Here is a 13,113-nt window from a genome sequence, read left to right as displayed (position 1 = left end):
ACGTCAGCCGACGTGTGCGGCGATGGCGCGGGCGCAGTCCAGGGACTCGGTCCTGGTGGTGTCGACCTCGACGTCGTAGAGAACACCCTTGTGCACGGTCTCCGCCTGGGCGGCGGCCATGCCGATCGCACGGTCGCCCCGGGCGATCTCCCGGCCTGCCGCGGTGTCCGGGGCGCAGTGCACGCCGACCCAGAGCACCTCGAGTCCTTGGAGGTGCTCCCGCAGGCGTTCCTGGGAGGCGCCGCCGCCGAGGAAGACGTCGTCGATGATGACGCGTGCCCCGGCCCGTGCCATGGCCGCGACGCCCGTGGTCCAGGCCGCTTCGATCTCACGGAAGCCGGCGCCGATCTCGACCTCGCCCCGCTGTCCGAACGCGATGCCGGAACCCGAGTCGGTCAGCGAGGGCGGGAGCCGGTCGACCAGATCGTCCACACCGAGGTTGATCCACGGCTGCGGGAGAATCGCCTTGAGACAGCGGGTGATCCCGGACTTGCCGGAGCTGGATCCGCCGTTCAGCACGATGACTTGCGTGGCCACTTGATGAACTCGCCTTCGTGGGTGCCCTGTTGTGCGCTCCGGCGTCCCGTCGCCGGACACCCCGGAGTCAAGCACGGCTCACGCGGCGACACCGCGAATACCACTCCGTCCTGGGGGTGAACCAGGACGGAGCCAGGACGGAGCCGGCCGGGGTCGCGCGCCCCCCGGCCGGCCGCTTGCTCACCGCCTCATGATGTGGCCGGCACCTGGTGGCTGCCGTAGGGGCGGGTGATGATCTCCATGCCGTGGCCTGCCGGATCCATGAAGTACACGCCACGGCCGCCGTGGTGGTGGTTGATCTCGCCCGGCCGCGTCAGGTGCGGGTCGGCGTAGAAGTCGGTGCCGGCTCGCCGGATCCGGGTGAAGGCGGTGCCGAAGTGGCGGATCGCCCAGTCCTTGACCGGGGCGGGCGTCGCGTCGATGGCCGCGCCGCCCACCGCGATGACCGGGCCGGCCTGCGCGCGGCCTGCCGCGGCCACCAGCTCGGCAACCGCCAGCGACGCGAACCCGGCCAGCACTCCGCTGAGCGCGGCCGCCGCGAACCACGGCAGGCTTCGCCGCGTCCGCCGGTCCTTCTCTTCTTCCCTCACGTGGGGAATCCGGTTCTGCGGCCCGGGCGGATGGGTGAACTCCCCCGATCAGGTGAAAACTTCTTTCACCCCAATCCGCCGTGCGTTCCGCGACGGATTACCCGTTCGGCGCCGCACGCCCCGCCGTGAGCCGCGGCGCGTCGGACGGGCCCCTGGTCGTCACAGGTCCGCCACGCGGTGGACGGTCCAGCCCTCGGGCGCCGGGTGGCCGTGCCAGGCGGCGAGCAGCATTCCGGTCGCCGGGAACAGCGGGGCCGGCGGCTCCTCGGGGCTGACCCAGCGCCACTCGTCGAAGACGTCCGGCTCCGTGACGACGGCCGCCACAGTCCCGTCCGGGACGTCGGCCTCCGCTCGCGCGACCACGCACGCCGTGACCGCGGTGTCCGGTGACTCGGTGCGCAGGGCGACGGCGAAGACGCGTGCCTCGCGCACCCGCGCGGCCGCGATGCCCGTCTCCTCCGCGATCTCGCGCACCGCGGCGCGCTCGAAGGTCTCCCCCGGCTCCACATGGCCACCGGGCAGGCACCAGGTCGGCGACTCGCCCCGCTTGACGCGGCGGCCGATCAGGATGCGGCCGTCAGGGGCGAACAGCAGAGCGCCGACACCGACGACGGCTGTCATCGCGGTACCTCCTCCTCGTGCGGCACGAGCGCCGACGGTACGAGCGCCGGATCCCGCAGCGCCGGGTCCCGCAGCGCCGGGTCCCGCAGTGCTGGATCCCGCAGTGCCGAGGAAGCCGCGTAGTGGCCGCTGATGAACGCGGCGACGATACCCCGGAACAGCCCGCACGCGTCGCCGGCCACCCAGGCCGGGGCGTCCGGCAGCCGCAGGTCGCCGTCCACCTCGGGGTACCAGCCCACACCCTCCAGGGTCGGGCCGATGAGCCGGGTCTCGCCGTCCTCGACGTCGGGGAACGCCTCGGCCAGGCGACGCAGGCCGCGGGTCATCGCCTCCCGGAGTTCGGGCCCGTAGACGCGGTCGAAGAGGGCCACCGCGTCCGGCCGTCCGGTCAGCAGGTCGTTCATGGGGAGGGTGAAGTGGTTGTTCTCGTCGGCCATTCCGCGCAGGGCGGGGGCCAGCGCCCGTTCGGCGACCGCCTCGTCGAGGACCCGGGTGTTGAAGCCGACGTTGGAGCGGCCGGTGGGCGGGCAGTCCGAGCGGCCGGAGACGGTCCACAGGCCCTGTGTCTCGGTGAGCGAGGCCTCGCCCTGCCGGCAGGCGCAGAAGGTGCGCCACTCCACGCTGCCGTCCGCCTCCCGGAACCGCAGCTTGGGGTCGAGCTGGGTCATGTCCCGGAAGAACGCGCGGTCCGCGGGCTGCTCGATGCGGAAGCCGACCTCCAGCCGCCGGAAGGAGCGGGGTTCGCTCAGCTCGCGCAGCCCCAGCGGCGCGAAGCGGCCGCCGGCCAGCAGCAGCCGGCGTGCCGTCAGCCGCGAGTCCTGGCCCTTGCTGTCGCGCAGCGCCAGCCGGAAGACGTCGGCTTCGGCGTCGTACTCGGCGCCGACCACCTCGGTCTCGTCGACGACGGTGGCGTCGAGCGTGGCCACCAGGTCGTCGGTGAGCCTGAGCCGGGCGTCCAGGGAGAGGTAGTCGGACGGGTAGTCCTTGAGCACCCATTCACCGGCGCCGACGGTGTAGGCGGTCGGGTCCTCGGGGAACGGCGGGGTGTCCAGGCCGTACGAGCCGAGGAGCGCGCAGGTCCAGTCGTAGGCGGCGCGCAGGTCGGCCGTGCGCGGCAGTTCCCACAGCTCGCTGGCGGACGGGAAGAAGGAGAACTTGCCGTCGGAGAACAGGCCCGCGCCGCCGTGGCCGCGGGTGAGGTCCCCGGCGGCGTACCGGTCGCGTTCGGCGACGGGTCTGCCACCGTCGATCAGGACGGTGGACACGCCGGTACCGGTGAGCCGGCGGGCGGCGGCGAGCCCGGCGGGACCGGCGCCGATCACGGCTATGTCGTACGTCTCCGCGAGGGCGTCGTGCATCGCCGAAGGGGCGTCACTCGTCTCCGGCAGGACGTCGTACGGCTCCGGCGGGGCGGTGGTGTGGGCCGGGGAGGTCGTCTCGGGGGTCATCGGGCCGCCTTCGGAGTGCGGGAGGGGCGGGTCGCGGCGAGCTCGGTGAGGGCCTTGCGGTCGAGCTTTCCGGAGCCGGTGAGCGGAAGGGCGTCGACGGCCTGGTAGCGGTCGGGGACCATGTAGCGCGGCAGCACGGTCTGGGCGTGGGCGCGCAGTTCGGCGGCGGGCTTGGCGGGGGCGCCCTCGGCGAGCACGACGCAGGCGACGAAGAAGGTCGCTCCGGCCGCGGTCGTGATCACGGTGACGGCGGCGTCCTTGACGTGGTGGTGGCCGCGCAGGGCCGCCTCCACCTCGCCGAGTTCGATGCGGTAGCCGCGCAGTTTGATCTGCTGGTCGTTGCGGCCCAGGTAGGCGAAGGAGCCGTCGGGCAGCCGGCGGGCCAGATCGCCGGTGCGGTAGTAGCGGTCCGGTCCGTCGGGTCCGTCGAGGGTGACGAAGCGCTCGGCGGTGAGCTCGGGGCGGCCGAGGTAGCCGTCGGCGACACCCTCGCCGGCGATGAGGAGTTCGCCGGTCTCGCCGTCGGGCAGCGGGCGCAGGTCCGCGTCGCGGATCTCCAGCCTGAGGTGCGGCAGACCCGCGCCGATCGGGGAGGCCACCGCACCGCCGAAGTCGGCCTCGGTCAGGGCGCGGTGGGTGGCGTAGACGGTGGTCTCGGTGGGCCCGTACATGTTGACGGCCGTCGGGGCGGTGCCCGGGTATGCCCCGAGGAAACCGCCGACCACGTCCAGGTCGATGGCCTCACCGGCGAACACCAGGTAGCGCAGGGCGAGTTCGGGGCGCCCGGCCTCCTCGTACGCCATCGCCAGGGCGCGGAAGACGGACGGCACCTGGCCGAGCACGGTGACCTTCTCGGCGACGAGCAGGGCGAGGAAGTCGGCCGCGGACTGGGCGACGGCGAGCGGCACGGTCACCGCGGTGGCACCGACGGCCATGGACGCCCAGAACTCCCAGACGGAGACGTCGAAACTGAAGGAGTGGAACAGCGCCCACCGGTCCTCGGCGTCCACGTCGAACAGCGGCAGCGCGGCCTTCAGTAGGGCGAGGACCTGCCGGTGGCCGACGACGCAGCCCTTGGGGTTGCCGGTCGAACCGGAGGTGTAGATGACGTAGGCCGGCTCCTCTCCGGTCAACTCAGTTTCCGGCACCGGGGTTTCAGGGGCTGAGTCGTCGTACGGCGGCAGTACGGCGACCGCGTCGAGGCCGCGCTCGGCCGCCTGCCCGGCGGCGCCGACGACGGTGGTCACCCCGGCGTCCGCGATCATGTAGCGCAGGCGTTCGCCCGGGTAGGACGGATCCAGCGGCACATAGGCGGCGCCCGCCTTCATGACGCCGAGGATGCCGACGGGCACGTCGGCGGAGCGCTCCAGGAGCAGGCCGACCAGGTCGCCGGGACGGACTCCGGCGTGGGCGAGGCGGGCCGCCAACCGGTCGGAGGCGAGGTCGAGTTCGGCGTAGGTGAGGGTGCGGCCGGCGTCACGCACGGCGGCCGCGTCGGGTCGCTCGGCGGCCACCCGCCTGAACAGCGCGGGCAGCGAGCGCACGGCGTCGAGCCGGGCCGCGACGGAGGTCGTGGTCATGTCGGTTCTGGTGTCCTTCGTAGGCTCGGGAGATCAGTCGGCGGTGCGGACGAGGTCCGCGAACGTCTTGGTCAGGGCGGCGGCCGTGGGCGCGTCCAGCGCGTCGGTACGGGAGTTCAGGACGACGCGCAGTCCGCCGTCGGAGCCCGGCCAGACCTCGGTCTGGAGCTCAGCGGGGATGCCGAGGTACGGCAGCCGGTGGAAGGCGGTGCGCAGTCCGGTGAGGGGCAGTGCGGCGGCGCGGTTGTCCTGGAGTGCGAAGACCGTCTGGAAGAGCGGACTGCGGTTGCCGCGCGGCGGGTTGACCAGGCGTACGGCCTCGGCGAAGCCGACGTCCTGGCAGGCGAACGCGTCCCGCACCAGTCGTCCGGTCGCGGCGGCGCGGTCCGCGGGCGTGCCGGTGAGCGCGTCGCCCCGCAGGCGGACGCACACCATGCCGATGTGGCAGCCGACAGCCGTCTCCAGCAGCGGGTCCACGCGCTGGGCGACGGGCACGCCGACCCCGAAGTCCCGCTGCCCGGTGAGGTCGGCGAGCGCCCGCCCGTAGAGCGAGAGCAGCACCGAGAACCGGGTGAGTCCGGCCGCGGCCGCGAGCCGGTCGAGTCCGGCGGCCTCGGCGGCCGTCAACTCGGCCTCGGTACGCAGCACATCGGCGGGCGTGGCGGCGACGGGCACGGGCAGGCGCAGCTCCGGCACACCCGTGAGGGCCGCGGTCAGCCGCTCCCGCTGCTCCACCAGGCCGGCCGCCCGCGTGTGCCGTTCCCGCACGGCCCACACCTGTGCGGCCGTGGGGGCAGGGGCCCACGCGGGATTCCGGCCGGCGAGCCGGGCGTTGTAGGCGGCCGAGAGGTCTTCGGCGAGCAGGGACTCCGACCAGCCGTCGAAGGCGATGTGGTGGACGGCGTAGCCGAGAACGGTGGTGCCGGTGCCGGCGACGGGCGCGAGGGCGGCGCGCCAGACGGGGCCCGTCACGGGGTCCAGTGGTGCGGCGAGTTCGCGGCGTACGGCGGCGAGCGCGGCCTGCGCCGAAGGTTCGGCGGGGAGTTCGGCAGGCACGGGCGGCGGGGTGCCGCCCGGGACCGCGAAGGCGCGCGCTCGCTGGGTGCGGTAGGAGGAGTGCAGCGCGTGGTGCCGGGTGTGCACGTCGGCGAGGGCCCCGGTGAGCGCCTCGCGGTCGAGGGCGCCGTCGAGGGTCCAGGCGGCGAGGCAGTGTCCGGACCGGTCGTCGGGTTCGAGGAGTTGGCGGATGAGGAAGCCCGTCTGCACGGCGGTGAGGGGCACGTCGTCCGGCGCCTGCCCGGCCGTGGGCACGTCGTCCGGCGCCTGGCCGGCCGTGGGCACGTCGGCCGGCTCGGGGTCGTGCGCCAGCCGTGCGGCGAGCGCGGCGGCCGTGGGGTGCGCGAACAGTTCGGCCAGCGGTACCGGGCGGGCGAGCCGCGCGCTCAGCCGGGCACACACCCGGCCCGCGGCCAGCGAGGTCCCGCCGAGCGCGGTGAACTCGGCGTCGACGGGCACGCGGGACCGGCCGAGGACGTCGGCGAAGACACCGGCGACGAGGTCGGTGAAGTGCATGTGCCCGAGGTGGCCGCCGGGGTCGGAGAGGTCGCCGGGCCGGTCGCCGCTCCTCGGCGTCCGGAGCGTGTCCGGGGCCGCTTCCTCGTCGTCCCGCGGGCTCGGCAGCAGCGCCAGCAGCGCCCGCTCGTCCAGCTTGCCGTTGCCGGTCAGGGGAAGGGCGTCGACGCCGAGGAGGTGCTCGGGGCGGTGATACGACACCAGGGCCGCGCGTACCGTCTCCAGGGCGCCGTCGAGCCGGTCGCCCGGGTGCTCCGGGACGCAGAACGCGGCGAGTCCCCGGCAGGCGCCGGCCTCGTCGCGCAGGGCGAGCACGGTGGCCCGGCGCACGGCCGGCAGCAGTGCCTCGATCTGGCGCTCCACCTCGGCCGGTTCGACGCGGTGGCCGCGTATCTTGACCTGCCGGTCCGCGCGGCCGAGGTAGTGCAGCAGCCCGCCCTCGTCCCGGGCGGCGAGGTCGCCGGTGCGGTAGACGCGCACCGGTGTGCCGTCGACGTCCACCTCGGTGAACCTCTCGGCGGTCAGTTCGGGTCGCCCCAGGTAGCGCAACGCGAGTCCGTGCCCCGCGATGCACACCTCGCCCGTCTCTCCGGCGGCGCAGACCCGGTCGCCGTCGAGGACGTGGATCCGCGTGTCGGGCACCGGGCGGCCGATCGGGATGCCGCCGGGGCGGTCGCAGTCCTCGGGGCGGACGTGGTGGGTGGTGGCGAAGACGGTGCTCTCGACCGGGCCGTAGCCGTTGATGAGCGCGATGTCCGGGTGCCGGCCGAGGAACCGGCGGACGTGGGGCACGGAGAGCCGTTCCCCGCCGGTCATGACCTGGGTGAGGCCGTCGAAGGCGTCGGGGTCCTCGTCCACGATCATGTTGAACAGGCTGGCGGTCAGCCAGACCGTGTCGACGCCGTGCCGGGCGATGCCCGACCGCAGGGCGCCGGGCGTCAGATACGGCTCCGGTACGACGACGGAGGTGCCGCCGTTGAGGAGCACCGACCACAACTCCAGCGAGTAGCCGTCCCACGGCACCGGCGCGGCCTGCGGCATCACGGTGCCGGCGTGGAAGCGGGCGACGGCGTCGTGGGGCCGGAACAGGCGTACGGTCGCGCGGTGCGGGGTGAGCACGCCCTTGGGGCGGCCGGTGGTGCCGGAGGTGAAGAACACGCAGCAGGGGTCGCCACCGCCGGCCGTCACCGGCCGGAAGCCGGCGCCCTGGCCGTCGACGGCGGTCAGGCCGCCGGGAGGCGGGGTCCAGCGGACGACACCGCCGCGCACCGGGTCCGGGTCCCTGTCCGGGTCCGGGTCCGGGTCCGGGTTCGGGTTCGGGTCCGTACCGTCCACGAGGACGCGGGCGTCGAGCTGTTCCAGCACGTCCGCGACCCGGGCGGGTGGCCACGCCGCGTCGACCAGCGCGTAGGCCGCCCCCAGCTTGAGCACGGCGAGCACGGTGGCGACGAGTTCCGTCCCGCGCGGGAGCCGGACCGGCACGAGGTCCCCGGGGCCGACACCGAGGTCCGCGAGGTGGACGGCGTAGGCGTCCGAGGCGCGGTCGAGGAGGCCGTAGGTGACGGTTGTCCCGTCCTCGACGAGGCACACCGCGTCGGGGGTGGCCGTCGCGTGCGCGGAGAAGATGCCGTGCACCGAGGCGCCCTGGGGATCGGGCAGGGCCGCGTCGGTCCGGCGCGGGGAGGATTGCATGCGTTCTCTCTCGTCCGTGGAGGGGGCGACAGCGATGGCTGAGGCGGGATCGGATCGGCAGCGGCGGCGACAGCGGTGGGAAGAGGGGTGACCCCGGGTCAGGTCAGGACGCGACGGGCTCGGCCGGGCGGGCCGCGTCCGCGTTCGCGTCACCGGCCCGTGCCTTCTCCGCCGCCCGGGCCAGCGGCGGGCAGGCGAGGCCCGCCAGGAGGAGCAGGACGGCGAGGGCCGTCCAGCCGAGCCGCCCCTGCCCCACCGCGAGCACGGTGACCAGGTAGGGCCCCGCGGTCTGCTGCAGGCCGCGGCCGAGGGCGAACACGCCCTGGTACTCGCCCTGCCGGCCGGGCGGCGGCAGATGCAGGGACAGCCCCCAGGAGCCGGCCGCCTGACCGAGTTCGCCGAGCACCAGGACCGCCGTGCCGAGCAGCAGCAGCGGTACGGCGACCAGCGCGCCCGTGCCCTGGGTGAGCGCGAACACCAGACAGCAGACGGCGAGCAGGATTCCGGAGCGGCGCAGCAGCCGGGCGGCACCGGACGCGGTGTCGGCCCCCCGGCTCGCGGTCACCTGGAAGACGATCACGAGCACCGTGTCGAGCATCAGCAGCACGGAGTTGACGGCACCGGGGGCATGCGTACGGCCGATGATCCACAGCGGCAGCGCGACGGTGAGAATGGGCTGGTAGAGCTCCAGTACGCCGCACAGCAGGGCCAGCGTGACGTACCGGACGTCGCGCAGACCGGACCGCTTCTTCGCGCCCTGCGCAGGTTCGGGGAGCGGCTCCGCGGGCCGCCCAGGCATTCTGCCGGTCAGCACGGCGCAGCAGGCGTGCGCGGCGGCCGTCAGCAGGATCACCGCGACGAAGGCGTCCCGGCCGCCGGCCGCGAGCGCCCCGCCCGCCGCCGCCGCGCCGAGCATGAAGCCGAGGTTGAACAGGGACCGCATCTGGGCGCTGACCCGTACCCGGGCCTCCGCCTCGAACACCTCGTGGGTGAGCGTCATCCGCAGCGGGTGCGAGGACGTCTCGCACACGGAGATCGCGCAGGCGAGGGCTACGAATCCGGCGAAGCCGCCGACCGCGCAGTAGCCGGTGAACAGCACCGCCAGGGCGGCGTAGAGGACGAGCAACGGGCCGCGCGCGCCGTAGCGGTCGGCGAGCCTGCCGATCGGCACGGTGCACAGCAGTCCGGCGAGCCCGGCGACGGAGAGCCCGAGGCCGACCTGTCCGGCGGTCAGTCCGACGGACCGGCGGAAGAAGATGGCGCTGGAGCTGAGGAAGAGGCCGAAGCCGACGGACTGCACCACGGCCAGCACGGCCAGCCCGCGGGCCGGCCCGGGAGCCGGCACCGTCTCGGAGGCCCAGCCGCGGACGGCCGTCACGACCCTGTTGCCTGCCACTGTCAATTCACCTCGGTTGGGGGGTTGTCGGCGTTCAGCCCGCGTACGCGGCGAGCTTCTTGGCGAGGTCCTGGGCGAAGGAGGCATCGCGCAGCAGCGGCAGCGTGCCCTGCGACTCGTAGGTGTGCGTCTCGGTGGCGGCGGCGACCCGGCCCCAGTCGGCCTCGGGGCGGTCGGCGTGCTCGGCCAGTTGGAAGACGGTGACCTCACCGCCGTACGGGCGCGGCTCGTAGTGCTCCTGGGCGAAGATGCCGGCGGCCCACACCGCCTGCCGCCAGTGCAGGTCGGCCGGGTCGACTCCCTCGTCGAGCCAGGCGATCTCGGCCATGCCGCGCATCAGGCGTTCGGTGTCGGTCAGCAGGTCCGGTACGCCGAATCGCTCGCGCAGGGCGGCGAGCCGGAACTCGTACAGCTCGCGCAGGCCCCATGCGGCGTCCAGCTCGGTGGTGCCGGGCGGCATGGTGTTGACCACGGCGAGCACGGCGACCTCCTCGCCGCGCTCCTCCAGTTGGCGGCCGATCTCGTAGGCGATGCGGCCACCGGCGCACGGTCCGACGAAGAGGTACGGGCCCTCGGGCTGCACGGTACGGATCTCGCGCAGGTAGCGGGAGGCCATCTCGACCAGGGACAGCGCGGGCCGTTCGCGGCTCCACATGCCGACCATCTCCAGCCCGTACACAGGCCGTTCACCGCGGAAGGAGTCGACGAGACCGCCCATGAAGCGGACGTTGCCGGTGCCCCAGTGGAAGGTGAACACGGGCGTGCCGGTGCCCTCCGCGAGGCGGACGAGCGTCGCCGACGGCTCGGTCCCGAGGGGGCTGAGGCCGCTCTCCCAGACGGTGCTGAAGTCGGGGTCCGCCGGGCCGTCGGCCGGGGCCGCCTGCGCGCTCAGCGCGTCGGCCAGGCCGGCCGGGGTCTTGTGGGTGTAGATGTCGTTCGCCGAGAGTTCCAGACCGCGCTTGCGGGCCTCGGTGACGACGTTGACGATGAGCAGTGAGTAGCCGCCAAGGTCGAAGAAGTCGTCGTCCTCGTCGACGTCGACGTCGAGGAGTTCCTCCCAGATCTCGCTGACGGTCTGCACGATCTCGTCACGGTCGAGGGCCATGGCGTGTCCTTTCGTTGGGGTCGTCGACGGGGTCAGGCCGGTACGCCGGCGGTGTCGGGGCGGCGGCTGGTGACTCCGGTGAGAATGCCGCCGAGTTCGAGGCGCTCCGGCGAACCGGGCGGTGTGTAGGCGCCGGTGAGCAGGTCGATGACGGCGCGGGGGCGGCAGAGTTCGATGCCCTTGCGGTGCAGTTCGTCGAGGTCCGCGCGGCGCAGGTGGGAGTAGTAGCCCGCCTGGTCGAGGTCCTGCGGGCGGTCCGTCCAGTTCCCGTCGGCGGCGGCGGTCTCGATCGCGTCGCGCACCAGCGCCGCGGCCGTGCCGCGCTGGCCGGCCATGTTCTCCAGGACCGAACGGCCGTAGTCCAGCGGGGCGGTGACGACGGAGACGATCCCTCCCGCGTCCCACTCCTCGTTGACGCGGTGCAGGGTGAACCCGGCCTCGCGTTCGCCGTGCAGCATGGAGCGGGCGAAGGTCAGTACGCCTCGGTAGGCGGGAAGGATGCCGGGGTGGAGGTTGGCGAAGAGGGCGGGGGCGCCGGGCTCGGGCCGGAAGTGGTCGATCAGCGGTGCGCGGAACTTCTGGTAGCAGCGCACGGAGAACGCCGCGCGCACGTCCTGTGCGGCCAGGTAGGCGATGAAGTCGGGGGCGTTGACGTCCTCGACGACGCGGACGACCGCCTTCTCGCGGTACAGCTTGGCGATCCCGGCCGGCGACAGCAGGGCGCCGTGCAGCGGAGCCGGGAGGCTGTCGAGGTAGGGATGGACGTAGGCGCCGAGCAGGGTGCGCTCGTAGGTGAACAGCTCGCGCAGTTCGGGTTCGGCGGCGGGGTCGGGCCGCTGGTGGGTGTAGCAGACGTACGGCGTGTGACCGGCCCTGACGACGTCGTCGAGGAGTTGTCCGACGATGAGGTGGGAGGTGAGGTCGTTGCCGACGAGGAACGCCACGCGCATGAGGGGTCTCCTGGCGGTGTGCGAAGGACGGGGAGGCCGTGGTGAGGCCGTGGTGAGGCCGTGGGTGGGCCGCAAGCAGGCCGTGGGGAAGCTCAGTTCAGCGCCGCGGCCACGGCGCTGTGGGCGTTGGCGAGGTTCGTCTCGAAGGAGTTGGTGTAGAAGTGCACGCCCCGGGTGAGGGGACCGATGTAGTGGGCGCGTGCGGAGTGCGAGCCGTCGCGGCGCAGCACGCGCAGGGAGTCGAAGTCGACGTCGATGCCGCCGAGCGGATGCGGGGTGATGTCGCCGCGCATCAGCATGTTCTGGATCAGTGAGGAGTCGCTGCAGTCCAGGGCGAAGCCGGTGCCGGTGGCGTTGACCAGCCAGCGCACGCGGTGCGTGGTGCCGCCCGCAGAGACTTGGAAGACGGCGTCCTCCTCGTCGTACGACACCGCGGAGAGCTCGCTGGCCACGGTGAACGCTCCGTCGGTGGCCATGCCGAGGAGGCGGCGGGCGTTGTCCAGCGGCATGCAGTGGCGGAACATCGACCAGATCGACAGGTGCTCGGTCATGAACGAGGCGCGGGCCCCGGCCGACATGGTCCGCCACACCAGCGGGACGATCTCGGAGGTCGCGTCGAGGATCGAGTACCACAGGGTCTGGCCCCGCTCGGCGCGCTCGACGTCCCTGGCCAGGGTGTGCGTGAAGGTTTCCGCGGGCCGGGCCAGCACCCGCTTCCAGTCGATGGCGAGCCCCAGTCCGTCCTCCAGCTCGCGCCGGAACAGCTCGGCCACTTCGGCGAACTCCAGCTGCCGGGTGAAGCCGTCGGTGAGCCGGCCCAGATTCTCCTCGGTGACGTGCCGCAGGGTGTACCGGACGCTGGGGCCCTGCACCTTGGGCAGCGCGCGGCGCCGGGAGAAGCAGGTGATGGCGCCCCGGTGTCCGGCGCCCCGCAGCTGGAGCAGGGCGTCCACGGCGGTGAGGCTGGTGCCGAGGATGCCGACGGTGGCGTCCGGGGCGATCGTCTCCAGGCCGGCGCCCTGCCACATGGAGTGGACGTAGGTGGGGAGCTTGGTGAACTCCAGGTACGCCGTGGAGGGCAGGTCGCCCAGGCACAGGAAGACCCGGCCGAAGACGAAGTGGTCGAGTCCCGCGATCAGGTGCACCCCGCGGGCGTCCTCGCGGCAGTCGCTCACCACGGACTTGTGGGTGCGCACCTTGATGCCGCACTGCCGGGCCTCGACGAGCGCCTCCTCGAAGAACTCCTGGAGGTACTCGGCGAACAGCCGTCGCGGCACGTACTCGCTCTCGACGGCCGGCCCGGCGCCCGGGTGGGCGGACAGCCAGCGCACGAAGTGGTCCGGGTCGTCGGGGTGCACACTCATGGTGGAGGCGCGCATGTTCAGCAGGTGGCAGTCGTGGGGTGTGCTGTAGGCGACGCCGGCGCCGAGGCGTTCCTTGGTCTCGAAGATGTGGACCTCGGCTCCGGCCGCGCGTCCGCCCGCGACCAGCGAGCGGACGAGGGCGACGAAGACACCGACGCCCGTCGCCCCCATGCCCACGACCGCGAACCTGTGCGCTGCGCCGGGCGGCGGCACTATCTCGTTTTCGGCTGACATGGTGGTGGGGCCGAGCCTTTCGTC

Annotated in this window: 10 protein-coding genes; all 10 read right to left on the bottom strand. The window is 73.4% G+C overall.

What is annotated here, in order from left to right; all coding sequences use genetic code 11:
* Nucleotides 1-3: 3 nt before the first annotated feature.
* A complete protein-coding gene (gene cpt, locus OIB37_RS29635) occupies nt 4-537 on the bottom strand; it encodes a chloramphenicol phosphotransferase CPT (protein WP_330460678.1) in 534 nt (177 codons plus the stop codon).
* Between the two features lie 188 nt (nt 538-725).
* On the bottom strand, nt 726-1,127 hold the full coding sequence (locus OIB37_RS29630) for a hypothetical protein (protein WP_330460677.1): 402 nt from the start codon (nt 1,125-1,127) through the stop codon (nt 726-728).
* Between the two features lie 159 nt (nt 1,128-1,286).
* Complete coding sequence (locus tag OIB37_RS29625; protein ID WP_330460676.1) at nt 1,287-1,748, bottom strand: nucleotide triphosphate diphosphatase NUDT15; 462 nt, start codon at nt 1,746-1,748, stop codon at nt 1,287-1,289.
* Nucleotides 1,745-3,196 carry a hypothetical protein gene (locus OIB37_RS29620; RefSeq protein ID WP_330460675.1) on the bottom strand — a complete coding sequence of 484 codons (1,452 nt, stop codon included), beginning with the start codon at nt 3,194-3,196 and terminating at the stop codon, nt 1,745-1,747. Before OIB37_RS29620 ends, OIB37_RS29625 begins: the two co-directional genes overlap by 4 nt.
* Nucleotides 3,193-4,776: an amino acid adenylation domain-containing protein gene (locus OIB37_RS29615; RefSeq protein ID WP_330460674.1), complete on the bottom strand. Its 1,584-nt coding sequence runs from the start codon at nt 4,774-4,776 to the stop codon at nt 3,193-3,195. The genes OIB37_RS29620 and OIB37_RS29615 overlap by 4 nt, the downstream gene beginning before the upstream one ends.
* Nucleotides 4,777-4,809: 33 nt before the next feature.
* Nucleotides 4,810-8,040 (bottom strand): amino acid adenylation domain-containing protein, encoded by a 3,231-nt coding sequence (locus OIB37_RS29610; RefSeq protein WP_330460673.1) that lies wholly within the window; start codon nt 8,038-8,040, stop codon nt 4,810-4,812.
* A 103-nt stretch (nt 8,041-8,143) separates the two neighbouring features.
* Nucleotides 8,144-9,436: an MFS transporter gene (locus OIB37_RS29605; protein ID WP_330460672.1), complete on the bottom strand. Its 1,293-nt coding sequence runs from the start codon at nt 9,434-9,436 to the stop codon at nt 8,144-8,146.
* A gap of 34 nt (nt 9,437-9,470) precedes the next feature.
* Nucleotides 9,471-10,541, bottom strand: a complete 1,071-nt coding sequence (locus tag OIB37_RS29600; RefSeq protein WP_330460671.1) for a thioesterase domain-containing protein — start codon at nt 10,539-10,541, stop codon at nt 9,471-9,473.
* Nucleotides 10,542-10,573: 32 nt separating this feature from the next.
* On the bottom strand, nt 10,574-11,491 hold the full coding sequence (locus tag OIB37_RS29595; RefSeq protein WP_330460670.1) for a formyltransferase family protein: 918 nt from the start codon (nt 11,489-11,491) through the stop codon (nt 10,574-10,576).
* 92 nt (nt 11,492-11,583) lie between these two features.
* On the bottom strand, nt 11,584-13,089 hold the full coding sequence (locus OIB37_RS29590) for an FAD/NAD(P)-binding protein (protein ID WP_330460669.1): 1,506 nt from the start codon (nt 13,087-13,089) through the stop codon (nt 11,584-11,586).
* Between the last annotated feature and the right edge of the window lie 24 nt (nt 13,090-13,113).

The organism is Streptomyces sp. NBC_00820, from assembly GCF_036347055.1.
GTDB lineage: Bacteria > Actinomycetota > Actinomycetes > Streptomycetales > Streptomycetaceae > Streptomyces.
Note: the sequence above shows the minus strand (reverse complement) of the source record. Positions and strands in the feature narration are given on the sequence as shown.